The sequence below is a fragment of the Geobacillus sp. TFV-3 genome (assembly GCF_009901865.1).
Lineage (GTDB): Bacteria > Bacillota > Bacilli > Bacillales > Anoxybacillaceae > Geobacillus > Geobacillus thermoleovorans_A.
Genome location: NZ_MPSP01000001.1, coordinates 3,307,901 through 3,323,921, shown reverse-complemented (window position 1 = coordinate 3,323,921; position 16,021 = coordinate 3,307,901). Strand labels below are relative to the sequence as shown.

The window sequence follows — 16,021 nt, the reverse complement described above, 5'->3', positions numbered from 1 at the left end:
ATCGCTTGCGAATTACTTTATAAACGATATATATAAATCCAAATATCAGAAATGAATAAGCAATTTTTTGTAATTTTACCGTTGCCTGTTAATATTCTCCTTATTACCAAGATGGGATAAAATCTGGACAACGATACACTAATATGCTAGAAGGTTAAGATAAGTAGCTATCTACATTTCTTATAATTGAACCTGTTTTTAGTAAAGGTTCCTTATAATCAAAAGTTATAGATATGAAAATGATGTAATTCGCTTGAATCTACTTCTATATTTTCGAAATTAACTATAGTAAATAGACTGGTTCATCACCAAAAGATGTACTTGATTTTTACGTTAAAATGTGATAGAGGTCTCTAGACGGACACGCAAAGTAAAACGCTGGATATTTCGATACCCATATCCTCGCCTTTTGATCAATTTTATTTTGTTGTTGATTCCTTCCATTGGACCATTTGAGTAAGAAAAAACGATGCAAGAAAGCACTGCGTCTCTTCGAGTGATGAGTGCCTTGGCAATCCTGCGTACGGCGGCACAGTCGCTAAAAAGGTACCGGTCAAACCATTGGGTCAAACGAGTTTCGGCTTGCTTTCTTGTTTGGCTTTTGGATACGTAACGGAAATGTTGAAGTGCTTGATAGACATCACGTAAATAAGCACTTTCTTGGCACCATTGTCGAACTTCCTGTCTCTCTTCTTCTGTTAATTTTTCTGGACGTTGGCTTAACCATCGGCACACGCGGCGAACGCTTCCATGTTTGGTTCCGCCTTTGGCAAGGTATTTGCGACAACGTTCCAGTGCATCGGTGAATAACTGAATCACATGGAAGTGGTCAAGAACATGGATGGCTTTTGGACATACCTTTTCAATGGCTTTTCTCATGGCAGGAGCCAAGTCGCTGACAACATACTTCACTTTGGAGGCGACGGGTTGAAGCGCCTCCACAATGGCTTCTTCATTTTTTCCAGAAGCAATGGAAAGGACATTCCGAGTCTGTGTGTCCATCACCGCTACTCCGTAATCATGTCCCTTTCGGAAAGCGAATTCATCCACACATACTACTGTAGGATTCGATGTTGGTAAAAGAGCCGGGGCATATTGATAAAACCAGCGTTCTACTGTCGTATAGGCGAGTTGTAACAAGCGAGCGACTTCTTGAATCGTTTTTCCGATGCATAACTGGGCGACCCAATGTTGAAACGATTCCGTCGCGATACTGTGAGACGGAAGTCCCGGATAAGAAACGGTGAACGTCAGAAAACAGGCTTGGCAACGCCGTCTTTCTATGGGAAGTTCAATCCAAAATAAACCGACCGTATTTGTATAGCCATGAATCCATTGTTTTCGTTTCGATGATATTTTGGTTGTCCGTCCGAAGCAAGTCGGGCAGATCGGACAATGAGGAGGGAGGGAAAGTTCAAAAATCCATCGTTCTCCCTCTTTTCGTTCTCCATGAATAAGAAAGCCTGGTAAAGTGATCAAATCTTTGATAAACTGAGATTGCATGCGAAATTTCCTCCATGGTTGATGGTTTGGTCACCTTTACCATACAGGAAATTTCGCATTTTTTGTACCCTTGATCAGAAAACAACCTGATTGTCAAGTACATTTTGTGGTGAAGAGCCATATAAATACAAAAATAGACAATATTAGACAAAAAAGACCATTGATTTTCTGATTTTTCTCAATATAAAATACTATTTGAGGGGAGGTGATACTTATGAAAGACACTCAAGAAACATTAGACATGTCAATTGTTATCGATGTTGAATCAGATGAATTAGAAAATTTCTCTGTAGTCTTAATGTGCTGTGACGATTAACATCCTTTATAAACAAAACCATGACAAAATACACAGTTTTGCAAATTAAAATGCAGTAAATTGCAATTTGACATGGAGTCTCTGCGGGCGTTATAAAAAAGCCGGAAAGCCAGCAATATCAAAGGTCGGCTTCACCTAGGCGATCACGCCCGCTACTCCATGTAAAGTTGGTACAGACCCAATTCTCGATAAATCTCAGTACTTCTTTGCAATAAACAAGAGGGTTTAATATTATTTGTAAAAAATTATAAAAATATTTATAAGTCTACGAATAACCTAGATTTCTAGAAATGGATTTTCAATAAATAATTTTTAGAATACGTGTATTGTTGCGACGAATGAAACCGGGTAAAGGAAATTTTGTTTTTTGTTAAGTCAAATGTGATTAAATTAGGTTATTTTCTTACTTTCAGATTGACAATTAACTGTATTAAATCTTACATATACATACGCGCTTTGAATAGAGATTTTTTCAACATATATTCAATTAAAGTTACAATAATTATAAAAAATACTAAGGGAGATTTGGGAATGACTAAGACTTTGTTAATTTTCCCCCCTCATGGATATTTCTATCAGCCTTATTTATCGACCCCATTATTAAAAGGGTATCTTGAACAAATTGAGGGATTGGACGTAAATCAATGGGATATGAATATTGATTATCTCTCATATCTTTGGAGTCCTAAATTCATAGATATAGCAAGAGAATCACTTAAAAATCATATTGATAATCATGAAAGTTTATATTATCTAGTTATTTCTAACTATTTAAAAGAACAAGTTCCAAAAAGTCTCGCAGCATTAAAGGATGAAAATACATATCACCAAATAGGACAAGCACGTTTTCATAAATCTATGCTTTCATGTGTTTTAGATTTAGAACGCCATCTCAATAAATTACAGGGGATAACCCAAAAATTACCTAATGAATTAGGACAGATTGATAGTTTAGTTTCAAAATATGATTTATCAATACTGTACAAATATATACAAGCTAATCTTGATAAAGTTGAAACATACGATATCATTGGATTCTCTATTACATATTCAGAACAATTTTTGCCTAGTTTATTATTTGCCAAACTTATTAAAGAGAAGTACCCAGAGAAAAAAGTCATTTTTGGTGGTACAACTATTACTCATTATAAGATTGAAATGATTCTTGAAGCCGATGTTATTAGAAAATACTGTGATTTTATAGTTTTTTATGAAGGGGAAGAAGCTTTAGCTAGAATTATTAGATATGTATCTGGTGATATCAATGAAGTAGGATGCAATATTCTTATCCCAACCCGTCCAAATGAGTATAAAGAAGACTTAACTAGAAGGAAACAGCTAACCGCAATACCGAACTTCGATGGTATTCCTCTTGATAAATATCCCGTTCCATCCCCAATATTCCCAATATTAACATCAAAAGGATGTTATTGGGGAAAATGTACCTTTTGTGCTCATCACGAAGGATACGGCTTAGGATATCAATCTCTAGGATCTGAATATGCTATTAACGTAATACTAAACCTAGTAAATAAATATGGTGCTAAAAATTTTTATATTTGTGATGAAGCATTGCCACCGAGAATTATGAAAAGGCTAGCTGAACAAATAGTTTCTTATAAGCTTGATATCAAATGGATAAGTGAAGCTAGGGCAGAAAAAGCTTTTGTAAATAAAGAATCAGTAGCTCTAATGAAAGAGGCTGGGTGTATCGCTCTTGTGAATGGAATAGAATCCGGTAATGAAGAGATATTAAAAGCTCTACGTAAAGGTATAGATTTGTCAGTAGCAGAGGAGTATTACAGGCTATGTCATGATTATGGCATATTTACGGCCGCTATGTTTTTTATTGGATTTGCCGGGGAAACAGAAGAACAATCTGAGGATACCTTTAGGTTTATTGAAAAAAATAAGGATATATTAGATTTCGCCGCAGTTGGTGTTTTTCATTTAGAAAGGGGTACACCAGTGTATAATTCTCCAAAACAATTTGGTATAGAAGAAATAACCGATAAAAATAAAGCTTATCCGATTTATTATAGTTATAGAATGAGGGGATCCGCAGAAGAAATCAATCCCGAAGTACTAAAGAATAGATTGCGAGGCTTATTTCGGAGATACGAACACATACTGTTTATTGCAAAATAAAAATGCAGAGATCTGCAGAGAATTTGGCTTAGGCCAACTTTACATGGAGTGGGGGGTGTGATAGCCTTTTTAGGCATAGCCAGTCCTTGATATTGCTGGCTTCCTAGTTTTTTAATCACGCCCCCAGAGGCTCCATGTCAAGTTGTAATTCTCTGCACTTTTCCTTGCAAAACTCTGTATTTTTTCTTTGCAGAAAACACACATACATGATAAGTTTACTTCTGCTGTTGAGAGAGCTTTTTTATACTTTATTCCAAATAGAACAGCATTTAAATCTGCTATTGAGGTATCTCCAACTATATCTATTTATGATAAAGAGCTATCTCTTGTAGGAACTTGGGACTGGGTTCAAAAACGTTTGAAAGTGAATCGAATGCACAAGAAAGGACGAGATAAATGAGACTTGTAACTGCTCCTTTTATTTGTTTAGATAAGTTGGAAGATGGTCAAGAAGTTTATCGACGACTTGGATCAATTTCTTATCCAAGAGTGATGGCAATAGAAGAAGTTACTAAGATATTGTTAGATTTTCATAAACCCATAGAAGTAACTAAGTATATAGAACGATATCCAGGTACTAGTAAGTTAATTGAACAGTTAATCTCAGCAGGGTATTTATTAGTGGTAGAAGAGATGAAGCCCTTAGTTCCATCTATTGAATTAGAAGTTACAAACCATTGCAATGCAAATTGTATTATGTGTCCTCGTGAAAAATTAAGGCCGTTAGGAAATATGTCCGAAAAGACATTCAATTCTTTTCTCAATCTATTAGAAAGAACAAAAGTGTCTGGTGTGATAATTCAAGGTATAGGTGAACCAACTTTGCTTAGACATCTTCCAGATTGGGTTAAAGAGATGAGATATCGTGTTGGCGAAAATGTACCTATTGTAGTTGTTAGTAATGGTAGTACACTTTCACCAGCAAGATTAAAAGTATTGTTTGATTCAGGATTAGATCACATTCAAATATCATATCACTCTATAAATCCTACTAAATACAATGAAATTATGGGAGCAAAACTGCATCATAGAGTTACAGAAAATTTAATCAACTGTATACGTGAATTTCCTGATAGAATCTCGATAAATGTCGTAGAAATGGACATTAACAGAGATGAGATTAACGAGTTGAAAAATTTCTTTGAGAGTATTGGTTTATCACGTGGGCTTGTAAGAGTTATTCCTTGTTTTTCACGAGGAGGATTTGTACCTCCCAACACACTTTATCAATCCCGCGGTCAAAAGTTATCAAATAGATGTACTTATATTGTAAAAGGATTGTTCATTAGTTGGAACGGAGATGTATTACCATGTTCTAATGATATACAGGGTAAACATAAGTTGGCCAATCTTGATACTGATGGACCAGTCGAGGTTTTAAGAAGGTGGTTCCAGACGGTTCGCGAACCAGTAGAATTTTCTATATGTAAATTTTGCGACAAACATGTTCAACAGACAATGCCTACGGAATGGTTTGGGCTGGTGAGAGAGAATTGGTAAGTCTTAAAAGTTCATGTTCTGTATATCAAATAGGTAATGATGTAATAGTGTTAGGGGAAGATGGACGCTTGAAAGTAAACAAAAATGAATTTTTGAAGGTGATTAACAAAATCAAAATAAAAGATTGGAATCAGAAAGCTTTAGAACAAGATAAGTTAATTCAAGGACTAGAACGTATTAGTGCCTTATCATTTGAAAACAAAGAGAAAGTTGAAATATCTATTTTAATTGATGATGATTCCTTATCTTCTTTGCTTCTCACTTGCTTTGAAGAAGTGGGGTTTATTGTTAAACACATAATAACGATTAAGCCAAAAGAGAATATTGACAAAATTTTAAGCAATGTTCAAACTGAAGTAATTTCTTTATTTACATGTAAAAGAAATCATATATTTCAAGATATTCTTACGTCTTTTCAGAGATCAAAGATAAAGAAAATGTTTGTAACACATGTCTTTAACGGAAAAATTCTGTTTGGACCATATTTCGTTAAAGATGTATATCCTTGTTCAATCTGTTATCTTAATCGCTTAAAATGTAATATTCCTAGTTTTCGTGAAATTTCTAGTAAAAAAAATGATGTTTTAATTTTAAGCTCATTATCTAATTCATTATTTAATGTTGCATCAGGGTTAACACCAATAATCCTTAATCATGTTATTAATAATAATATAATTGGTCGTGTATTAATATTTGATAGCCAAAAACTAAATATAGCAGTTCAAGATGTAAGCGGAGTTGGTAGATGTACATGCTATCCAAATAGTGACTTCATAAGGGGAAATAAGATTGTTGGACAACAGTGTGGTTTAATTAAAGGAATTGGTCCAATGAAAACTTATGGACGAAATCCACAGTTAGTGTACCTATCAGGTACAATAGTAACAAATGATAAACTTATACATGGTGGAGCTGTTGACATTGATTATAACAAAGCTTATACGAGAACCGTTTCTGAATGTATTGAAAGATTTGCATATCTAAATGTTATCCCATCTGGAGTTCGATATACATCATGGAGAGAGATTACTAATAAACATCATACCAGTTTAAATCTATCAGATTTTAATTATTTCTCCGAGGAACAATATCATCAAGAAAACTTTCGGTATAAAAAGTTAGAAATGGATACAGTTTGCTCATGGATAAAAATGATAAATGTAAAAACAGGTTGCAGAGAATACGTCCCAGCCAATCTAATTCTGGGGAAAGATATGTATGAAAATTCTCTTTACGGTGGTCCAAGATGGTCATCGGGGACGGCCGCCCATCAAACTTATAAACAGGCTTTTACATCTGCCCTGTTAGAACTTTACGAAAGAGATTCAATTACTAGGCAGTGGATATCAGGGGGGCAGTTTATTGAAGTTAATGTACGACAAGGAACTTCAAGAGATATTCGTAATGCGTGCTTAGCAGCTGGATTGAATGTAAAACTATATTATGTTAAAAACAATTTGAATATTCCTGTTGTTTTGTCGGTTCTCTCGGACGAAGAATTTATATCATTCGGATGTGCTGCTGAATTAAATTTCAAATTAGCATGTGACAAGGCAATTTTAGAAGCTAGTTTGATGCGTATATATATTAAAGAACAATTAAGGCAAGGTAAAAAACATCCTGCAATGAATTATTTAAATCAATTACCTAGGTTTCTTGTTAATGCTCCAATTGAGGATATGAGTAATATTTATTTTAATGAAGATTTAGAAATTAGTAGTTTAGTTAGAAACTTAAATTGTAGAATTTACGTTAGAGATATTACGCCAATACAAGCTAGACAAAAAGGTCTATGCGTGCTGAGAATGTGGAGCCCGGATTTTATTGGGTTTATAAAGGATAATAAATATATTCCAAAGAGAAAACTATTTAAAGAATTAGATGAGATACCTCCAATGCCGTTTTAGTAAGTCAAAGTCACAAAGGAGAGAATAGGTTCGCCAATGATTCACAAGATGACTATCCAAGAATAGCATGAAAAGTTCAATTCACTGTATTGGGAGGGGCCCCTCACCTAAGCCAGCCTACTCAGTTGTCAAAGAGCAACTAGCGAACTGGAAATTTGTTTAAAAATAATCTCTAAATTTAATATATGAGGAGATAATTAAGATGAATTTAAAACGAGACTCTTGTGTCACTTTTCATTGGAGTACTGCGATAACTAGGATTAGCTATGTGAGTCGAGAAAATATTATGAGAGCAAAAATTGATGATGGTTATCCTGATGTTAGCTCTATAGAGATGCCACAACCTAGTAAAGAAATAAACACTCAACTTGGTCGAAGAAGCGTTAGAGAATTTAATGGAGAACCTATATCTTTAATTAATCTTTCTACACTATTAGCATGTTATCAGCATAATCCTAGTTCAGGACGGCGTGTTGTTCCTTCTGCTGGGGCTCTGTACCCACTAAGAATATATGTTCATGTTAAATCGGTTGATAGTCTATCTCAGGGAGTTTACATGTATGACCCTTATTCTCATGAATTGTTGAAAATATTAGAAGGTTTCGAATCTGATTTAAAGGAAGTTTTTTTTCACGCTCCGATGGTAGAAACTTGTTCTGTAATTTTATACATTACGTTACGATTGGATAAAGTTACTCTTAAATATGGCGATCGAGGATATCGTTACGGTTTGATGGAAGCAGGTCATCTTGCACAAAGTATTTCTTTGGTAGCTAAAGAAATAAATGTAGGTACTGTTGTATGTGGAGGATTCAATGATTTAAAATTAGGGGGTTACCTAAATCTTGATCCAACAAAAGAAGTCGTTATATATTCTATGTTTTTAGGTTTGGAGGATAATTAAATGCGTTCAGTTCATTTTTCACAAGATATTCCTATAATGTATATGGCTATCATTGTGCCTGGAGGGCCTGCTTTAGAAGGACAACTTTGGCCTAGTCATACAGCGGTATTTGGTCACTTAATTTATAACGAGTTCGAGAAATTTAGTGAAAAATCAGCTCTTAATACATACGGAGGTAAATTTGGATTAGGACTGTTCCCTGAATACTTATATATTCAACTTAATTTTCCTACTAGTATAACTAAACAGATAATAAGATTCATCTTTGAATTTATTTATTCAAATGAGTATAAAATTTCTGTTAATGAGATAAATCAAATAAAGGAGTTAATCATTAAAAAATTAAATAGGAGTTCTAATTTATCTATGAATACTCTTCGAAAAGCTATTTTTGGAGAGTGTCATGTTACTCGTTCCCCATTTGGAACTCTAGAAGATATTAATAACGTAACAACGGAATCTTTAAGAAGTTTTTGGGATTATTTACAAAAATTCAAATGCACATGTGTGTCTATTGGTGCAATAAATCCATGGGATCAATTTAAAGCTTCAAATTCTTTAAAATCATATACTCCTCCTTCTTTACAGGTATCTTCTACAAACAATACATTGATTTCAAAAGAAATGGTAGAACAGCGTAATTATAAACTAGGGATTGCTACAAGGGGTTACAATTTTAGGGATGAAGAGATATGTAAAATGCTAGTTTGTGCATTATTTAAGTATCATAGGCTGTTACCCATTCAAAAGCTTGTTCATAATAATTATGGCATAAATCATTTTTTTCCAAAGACTGAGTCATTTCTTGATTTTGGTCTTATTTGGTTTGATTTACCAATTTTTATTGACAAAAAACTGATAAATGAAATTTCTAATTTTATAGAGAATCCTGGTTATTATATATCTCAAATTGATTTTGAGCGAGCAAAGAATTACTTAGAATACGAACTATTAGATTTATCCGTTCACCCAGAACGAATTATAACTATATAGATGCAATTTGAAGCTTTAACATTTGTCGCTTTTACCGAGCATTTGATCGACTGTCGGGTGACCGAACAACCCCGCTTCTAGACCCATGTATGGGTCTGTGAAGCGGGTGGTTGTTCGGTCTTCCGTCACGCCAAAGCGTGACGGGGGCAAGCCTGTGGCTTGCCTTCGACAGTCGAAAAATGGACAAGCCTCTTTTCCGTCAAGGATATGTTAAACTTTTTCGTTGCATCTATATAGCATTGCACATATGAGCTTGGCTCGTAATCCTTATAAATATCATCCCTTAGAACTATTAAAAAGGTTGCAGCAGATAGATTATAGTACTTTTGTAAAGTTAATAAAAAATGCAATTGTTGGAAAATCAGTATTGGTTTAGTTGTGAATAAAACGTCCATGAGCGAGCCTTGCTCGCTAACCAAGCATGAAAGTAACCGTCCATCGACCCGTTATTTTCACAGAAAAAATTAGGAGTGTTATTCATGGATAAGTATAAATTAAAAATAGGATATCTACTTATAAAGATTTCTGAAAATAAATACCAATTTATAGAGATACAAACACCTGCTAAAAAGAAAGTTACGGTTACTTGTGATACTGACCATGACTTATTATTTTCTGAACTAGCAAATGGAAAGAGTATAGAAATATCTAATGATAATCCTAAACTTTATAATTCTTTTTCGCAGCTTTATAATCTCGGAGTATTAGAAAAAGAGAAAGAAGATTGTACTCATAATTTTAATGACTCGTATTTACGTTATGTTTCTAGACAATTACTTTATCTGTCTCATTATGAAGATAATAAAGTTTCGCGCTATGATTTTCAGGAGCGTTTACGTAATGCTTCTGTTGCTATTATTGGAGTTGGGGGTTACGGAACAGCATTGGCTATGCTTTTAGCAGGAGCAGGTATCGGTCATTTGATCTTAGTAGATGGAGATGTAGTGGAAGAGAGTAATTTGTCCCGTCAACTCCTTTATCGTAAAGAGCATATTGGATTACCAAAGGTTCAAGCGGCAAAAAGAGAGTTACTTTCTATTAACCCATATATTAAAGTTGAGACTATTAACAAATTCATCAAGAAAGAATCAGATTTAGATATGCTTAGTGGTGTTAAATGTATTGCTGGTATTAGTGGGCCTCCAACTCGTTTAGGATCTATAGTGAGCAAGTGGGCATTGCGAAATAAAATTCCACATCTAATGGCAAAACCGGCATTGATTGGCCCCTTATGCATTCCAGGTCAGACTCCTTGTTACGATTGTATTACTATACAATTTGGAACAGACAAAAATATAACAGAACAAATAGTTTCCAACCTGTCTTGGATGTCACAATTACATCCAGCTTGGGCGCCTCATAACTTTATTTGTGCTGCTATCAGTGCAGATCAAATTCTTAAATACTTTTGTAAGATTCAAGAAGTTGAGGTTCTTGACTCAATTATTGCAATTAACTATAGTGATTTCTCAACAACACAACTAATTATAGGGGAGAATTGTGGATGTCACTAAGTAAACGATTTTCACAACAAACTCGTTCACTAATTTACATTAACATTTCTGAAGCAATTCAATATTTTACAGTTGCTTTGCGAGATGGTCTGGTTTTATGGACGGTTTTGGAAATGACTAAATCAACTTTTGCAGTTTCTATAATTGCCGCTATTAAATTACTAAGTGGATGGACTTTTTCCCCTATCGCGGGTGTTTTAGCAGATAAGTTAAAGCTTAAGAGTATTATATTCTGGACTTTGTTTATTAGAGCGGGTATATGTTTTATAGTGGCTCCATTATTGGTTTACCAATCTCTATTTCTTCTCATAATTTATATATTTTATCTGTTAATAGGGATTGTAAATAAATTTTACTTTCCCGCCTTTTTTACAGCTTACAATAAAATGATGAACAATAGTAATCGTTTCAGGTTTTCTAGCTTCACAACTTCAATCATTATGGGCGCTGGGATTCTAGGTTCTTTAACAATTACCACACATATATCTCTAACCAGTGTAATATTACTATGTGGAATCGGGTATCTTTTATCGGCATATTTGTTATGGATGGGGTTTAAGGAACTTGAAGAATCTTCGACAACTGTATCAAATAATAGAACCATTAGTATTAGAGATTGGAAACAAGGAATGGTAGAATTATATGATTATTTGAAAGCTAATCCTCGTGTTACAATACTTGCATTTTTAGGTCTTATACCAGAAGCTAGTATTCAGTTAATACAAGCTCTTACAGGAAAATTTGTTGTGCAAATTGAAGGGGGAGTAGAAAATTACAGCCTCTTCTTATCCCTTTTTTCTTTTGGTGCAGCTGTCGCAAGCTTCCTGTCTTTATTTTGGAAAAAAACCAGAAGTGAATTTGCACGTTTGTTGGTATTTTTTATTGCGAGTGCTGTAGTTATAATGGCTTTAGGTTTAATAAATTCTATGCCTATAGCTTTGGTTACCTATGCTATTTTAGGAGCTTGTCTAACAGTGGAAAATAATGCACGACATTCATTGCGAGTATCACTTACTGATCTACGGTATAATGGGCGCATATCAAGTATAATGTCAACAATTATTCCTACATTAGTTACTCTTATTTCTGTCGCAGGTGCATGGTTCGCAGATCAGTTAAGTGTAAGTACGGTATTTTTTGCGTGGGGCATTATATCACTTATGTTATCAGTACCTTTTTTGCTAAAACTTAGAGGAGTTAGTTTGCCTACTGACTTAAATAGTAACTCTTCTAAAACTCAGGTGATGAAGTGATGTATAGTTTTTCGGCAGTTGGAGATATTGTATTGACCTATAAATGTTTAGTGCAAAATAAAAATACAGAGTTCTGCAACGAAACGTGCAGAGCCTAAGGCAAAGAAAAAAGGCTTGCCAGCCCCTAACATTTCCTCTACTGTGGAAGTTGTGAACACATAAACCAAACAGTGGAGGAGCGAAAGGATGCTGGCAATGCCCGAAATGAATCGTATCAGAAAACTGCGTGAAAAGAAAGGGTTATCGATTGCGGAAATTTCCCGCGAAACGGGATATAACTGGAGAACGGTCAAGAAATACGCGGATGGCGGCATTTCTGTCCAACCAACCATCAAACGCAAAAAGGGGATGATGGAGGAAGAAGGATACGGGCAAATCATTGATGACTGGTTGGAGGAGGATGCCAAGCTGCCGAGAAAACAACGGCGAACGAACAAGACGATGTTTGAAGCGCTTTGTCGTGACCATGGATTTCAAGGCTCGTATCGCACCGTTTGCGCGTACGTGCAAAAACGAAGACCGCAGCTCAAACTCGAGAAAGAACAGCGCTATGAACGACTTGAGCACCCGCCAGGCGAGGCGCAGGTGGATTTCGGGAAGATGACGGTGGTGACGAAGGAGGGGAAGGAAGAAGAACGATCGGTTTTGATCGTAAGCTTCCCGTATAGCAACGCTGCGTTTGCTTATCCGCTGCCGGCGGAAAACAGTGAATGCTTCCTCCATGGGTTGACGCAGCTGTTTCGTCAGGCTGGGGGAGTGCCAAAGGCATTGCGCATTGACAATTTGTCCGCGGCCATCGTGTCGATTCGAAAAGGGGGAGAACGCCAATTCACCGAGGCTTTTGAGAAATTTCAACTCTACTATCGGTTTGATGTACAAGTGTGCAATCCATACAGCGGACATGAGAAAGGAAATGCGGAGCGAAAAGTCTATTACACTCGCAACCTTTGTTTCGTCCCGGCTCCGTTGATCGAGTCGGATCCGGAGCTGGTGGAGTGGCTGCATCGCAAGATGGTCGAGGACCGAAACCGCCCTCATTATGAAAAGGGGCGGTTGATAGAGGAGCTATGGCAGGAAGAGCGGCCGGAGCTGTTGGCGTTGCCGGAACAAGATCTTCCGATCTTCTCCCTCGATCACGCTTACGTGAATAAGTACGGAGAAGTGATGGTGGATGGGAAGGCGTTCGTCGTCCATGGCCTGTCCGTCCCCAACCGGGTATTGGTGAAAAAAGAGTGGGATCGTTTCTTTGTGCTCTCTCCTGACGGAGGCATACATCTTGAGATGCCAAGGCCGTATACGAACGTGAAACGCGAGATCCCTTGGAAAGAGATTTTCGCTGAGTGGGAGACCAAACCCCGGGTTGTCGGGCATTCCCGATACCGGGCGTACTTGCCGGAAGCGATCCGAACGTATCTGGCTGGCACCCCGCCCCAGGTGGCGGCCCGTTTGAAAGGGCTGCGAGCGCTGTTGGATCGTTGCACGCTTTATGAAATCCCCCAGTGGCTCGAGGAGAGTCAGCGATGGGACTTGGCTCCTCATGAAATCGGGGTGTTGATGGAAGCCGAGCAATCCCATTACCCGGCCAAGTGGGAAGAATCGTACACCCCTTCCGTCCTGATCGACTATGAAACGGATTTAACGGTGTATGATCAACGTCTTCACCCCGTTCGGGAAGGGGGTGTCCAGGGATGAGAGCAGAGGTGAAAGAGATTTGTAAAGCGCTGCATTTGGCCTATATCGCGGATCGATTCGAGGAGGTGATGTTCGAAACGAAAGAGCAGTTTTTGCGGGATGTATTGGCGCTGGAGCTGTCGTGCCGCCAGCAGGCGAAACAGGCCCGGCTGATCAAGAAAGCCAAGTTTCGGGAGTTGAAATGGCTGAAGGATTACGAATGGTCGGATCACATCCACTGGCCGACCACGACATCGAAGAAGGAATTGTGTGACCTTCGCTTTTTGGAGCGAAAGCAAAACGTTCTGCTTTTAGGCTCGCCCGGGACAGGAAAAACCCATCTCGCCACAGCGCTCGGCATCCAGGCGTGCCAACAAGGCCATGAGGTTCGGTTTTTCCGCGTCGCGGATCTCGTCGCCCAGCTGGAAGAGGCATTGAAAAATGGCACGCTCGGGCGGCTGAAACGAAGCATCGATGCGTGCGAACTGTTGATATTGGATGAACTCGGCTATGTGCCGTTTCAAAAGCAAGGATCGGAGCTGTTGTTTCATATTATCGCCGACTGTTATGAGCGAAAAAGCGTCATCGTGACGTCGAATCTGGAATTTGGACAGTGGAATCGGGTGTTTGGGGACAACCGCTTGACAGCTGCGCTGGTGGATCGCTTGGTTCACCATGCCCACATCCTGGCCTTTACGGGAGAGAGCTATCGACTGCGGAACGCTCTCTCCGCGATCCAGCCGTCCTCTTCCCCCGGTCTGGAACCTTAAGTCTTGAGCTGGCAAGCCTATGTATTTTTTCTTGCACTTCTCTGCATTTTTTGCTTGCAAAAAACACCTATAAAGACTGGCATAGAAATATAGAGCATTTGAATAAATTAAGTAATTTTATTCAGTCTGCACAATTTAGAGTAGCAAATTTAGAAGCACCTATAGTACTTGATATAGAAAAGGCTATTCCTGCACCGATGAGTGGGGGACACTGGCTGTATTCAACTCGTGAAACTCTAGAATTTATTAAATATATGGGATTTAATGCTATCTCACATGCAAATAACCATGCAACCGATTGGGGAACCGACTGCTTAAAAGATTCGTTGACATTACTGAGAAATATGGGAATTCTTGTTGCCGGTGCAGGGAACAACCTAGAGGAAGCCACTAGAGGGAGTATCATGAAATATAAGGATAAATCCTATGGTCTTGTTGCAATGACTACGACATTTCCTAAAACTGCTATGTCTTCTAATCCAACCGGTAAGGTGTTAGGACGACCTGGTGTAAGTTATATACGACATTCTTTTGTTGTTACCCTTCCTGAAGATGAGTGGGTTGAACTAAGGAATATTGCCATGCGAAGTCGGTTATTCATTGACATCAATGATCAAGCTTTTAATTTTCTAGGATATCGAATCCAGTTAGGTAAAACACATTCAACTACGTTTGTTGCAAATAAAAAAGATATAGAAAGAGTAGTAAGTTCAGTTAATCAGTTAATTAAAAAATGTAAAAATGTTGTTGTTAGTGTACATTGTCATGAGAGTGAAGACTTAAATCGTTTTTTACCCCCATCGTTCTTGAAAAATTTAGCAAGAACTTTTATTGAAGATGGGGCTGTAGGTGTAGTTTGTCATGGTGCTCACAATATCCGTGGTATTGAAATATATAATGGATATCCTATATTTTATGGTTTGGGAAATTTTGCATTTGATGTGAAAGGTGAATATCCTGAATTTTTTTACCAAGGGTTAGCTGTTCGTTGGAGTATTGAAGGAAATAATGCAAAAAATATACAAGTACAAGCCGTTCATATAAATGATAGAGGAGTTCCTACTATTCCGAATAAGCAACAATCCGATGAAATTTTTTCTAAATTACTTGACCTATCTATTGGAATTAGGAAAATATCTTGGATAGATTCGGCTTGTATTGAATTAAATTAAAAATATTATTTCTAAACAATAAGTCATTCGCTTTGTTAACATAAGTAAAAGCTGAAAAATTACTATATAAATGTACCTTGAAAAGTTAACCTTTGCATCATGCTGCATACCCTTCAACGTCGAAACACGTCTTTGGGGTGTTGATCAATGTAACCCATAAACCGAGTAATGACGTCACCAATATACATTTGGTCATTGTGAAACATATTCGCAATGACCGCGTCTTTGAGCTATTTACACACGCGTTCGATGGGATTCAGCTATGGGGAGTACGGGGGCAACAAGATAAAGTGAAACTAAATCTCCCTCTTGTGGCAAGAAATCTTTGGCCATTCTAGTATGGTGGATGCGTGCATTGTCGAACACCGGC

General features: G+C 37.2%; 11 protein-coding genes. 10 read left to right on the top strand and 1 reads right to left on the bottom strand.

Annotated features, from left to right (window positions below):
* Positions 1–333: 333 nt before the first annotated feature.
* On the bottom strand, positions 334–1,503 hold the full coding sequence (locus BJQ97_RS16805; protein WP_160157446.1) for an ISL3 family transposase: 1,170 nt from the start codon (positions 1,501–1,503) through the stop codon (positions 334–336).
* An 847-nt stretch (positions 1,504–2,350) separates the two neighbouring features.
* Between BJQ97_RS16805 and BJQ97_RS16800 the strand changes: the two genes are divergently transcribed.
* The 10 genes from BJQ97_RS16800 to BJQ97_RS16755 all read left to right on the top strand — a co-directional run bounded on the left by BJQ97_RS16800 (position 2,351) and on the right by BJQ97_RS16755 (position 15,651).
* Positions 2,351–3,967 carry a B12-binding domain-containing radical SAM protein gene (locus BJQ97_RS16800; protein ID WP_160157445.1) on the top strand — a complete coding sequence of 539 codons (1,617 nt, stop codon included), beginning with the start codon at positions 2,351–2,353 and terminating at the stop codon, positions 3,965–3,967.
* 396 nt (positions 3,968–4,363) lie between these two features.
* Positions 4,364–5,467 (top strand): radical SAM/SPASM domain-containing protein, encoded by a 1,104-nt coding sequence (locus tag BJQ97_RS16795; RefSeq protein WP_160157444.1) that lies wholly within the window; start codon positions 4,364–4,366, stop codon positions 5,465–5,467.
* Positions 5,468–5,535: 68 nt separating this feature from the next.
* Positions 5,536–7,374: a YcaO-like family protein gene (locus BJQ97_RS16790; protein ID WP_160157443.1), complete on the top strand. Its 1,839-nt coding sequence runs from the start codon at positions 5,536–5,538 to the stop codon at positions 7,372–7,374.
* A 202-nt stretch (positions 7,375–7,576) separates the two neighbouring features.
* A complete protein-coding gene (locus BJQ97_RS16785; RefSeq protein WP_160157442.1) occupies positions 7,577–8,278 on the top strand; it encodes a SagB/ThcOx family dehydrogenase in 702 nt (233 codons plus the stop codon).
* Positions 8,279–9,271 (top strand): peptidase M16 family protein, encoded by a 993-nt coding sequence (locus BJQ97_RS16780; protein WP_160157441.1) that lies wholly within the window; start codon positions 8,279–8,281, stop codon positions 9,269–9,271.
* Positions 9,272–9,750: 479 nt separating this feature from the next.
* Positions 9,751–10,785, top strand: coding sequence for a HesA/MoeB/ThiF family protein (locus tag BJQ97_RS16775; protein ID WP_160155570.1), 1,035 nt, complete (start codon positions 9,751–9,753; stop codon positions 10,783–10,785).
* Positions 10,776–12,038 carry an MFS transporter gene (locus BJQ97_RS16770; RefSeq protein ID WP_160155569.1) on the top strand — a complete coding sequence of 421 codons (1,263 nt, stop codon included), beginning with the start codon at positions 10,776–10,778 and terminating at the stop codon, positions 12,036–12,038. Before BJQ97_RS16775 ends, BJQ97_RS16770 begins: the two co-directional genes overlap by 10 nt.
* A 186-nt stretch (positions 12,039–12,224) precedes the next feature.
* The gene (gene istA, locus BJQ97_RS16765) at positions 12,225–13,730 is read left to right on the top strand and encodes an IS21 family transposase (protein ID WP_160155172.1); all 1,506 of its coding nucleotides are present in this window, start codon (positions 12,225–12,227) and stop codon (positions 13,728–13,730) included.
* Positions 13,727–14,479 (top strand): IS21-like element helper ATPase IstB, encoded by a 753-nt coding sequence (gene istB / locus BJQ97_RS16760; protein ID WP_021322668.1) that lies wholly within the window; start codon positions 13,727–13,729, stop codon positions 14,477–14,479. The genes istA and istB overlap by 4 nt, the downstream gene beginning before the upstream one ends.
* Positions 14,480–14,577: 98 nt before the next feature.
* A complete protein-coding gene (locus tag BJQ97_RS16755) occupies positions 14,578–15,651 on the top strand; it encodes a CapA family protein (protein WP_160155568.1) in 1,074 nt (357 codons plus the stop codon).
* Positions 15,652–16,021: the final 370 nt, after the last annotated feature.

Bases quoted from the DNA above. Each gene is read 5' to 3' on its own strand.
- BJQ97_RS16805 (WP_160157446.1), bottom strand. From the start codon at position 1,503: ATGCAATCTCAGTTTATCAAAGATTTGATCACTTTACCAGGCTTTCTT.
- BJQ97_RS16800 (WP_160157445.1), top strand. From the start codon at position 2,351: ATGACTAAGACTTTGTTAATTTTCCCCCCTCATGGATATTTCTATCAG.
- BJQ97_RS16795 (WP_160157444.1), top strand. From the start codon at position 4,364: ATGAGACTTGTAACTGCTCCTTTTATTTGTTTAGATAAGTTGGAAGAT.
- BJQ97_RS16785 (WP_160157442.1), top strand. From the start codon at position 7,577: ATGAATTTAAAACGAGACTCTTGTGTCACTTTTCATTGGAGTACTGCG.
- BJQ97_RS16780 (WP_160157441.1), top strand. From the start codon at position 8,279: ATGCGTTCAGTTCATTTTTCACAAGATATTCCTATAATGTATATGGCT.
- BJQ97_RS16775 (WP_160155570.1), top strand. From the start codon at position 9,751: ATGGATAAGTATAAATTAAAAATAGGATATCTACTTATAAAGATTTCT.
- BJQ97_RS16770 (WP_160155569.1), top strand. From the start codon at position 10,776: ATGTCACTAAGTAAACGATTTTCACAACAAACTCGTTCACTAATTTAC.
- istA (WP_160155172.1), top strand. From the start codon at position 12,225: ATGCTGGCAATGCCCGAAATGAATCGTATCAGAAAACTGCGTGAAAAG.
- istB (WP_021322668.1), top strand. From the start codon at position 13,727: ATGAGAGCAGAGGTGAAAGAGATTTGTAAAGCGCTGCATTTGGCCTAT.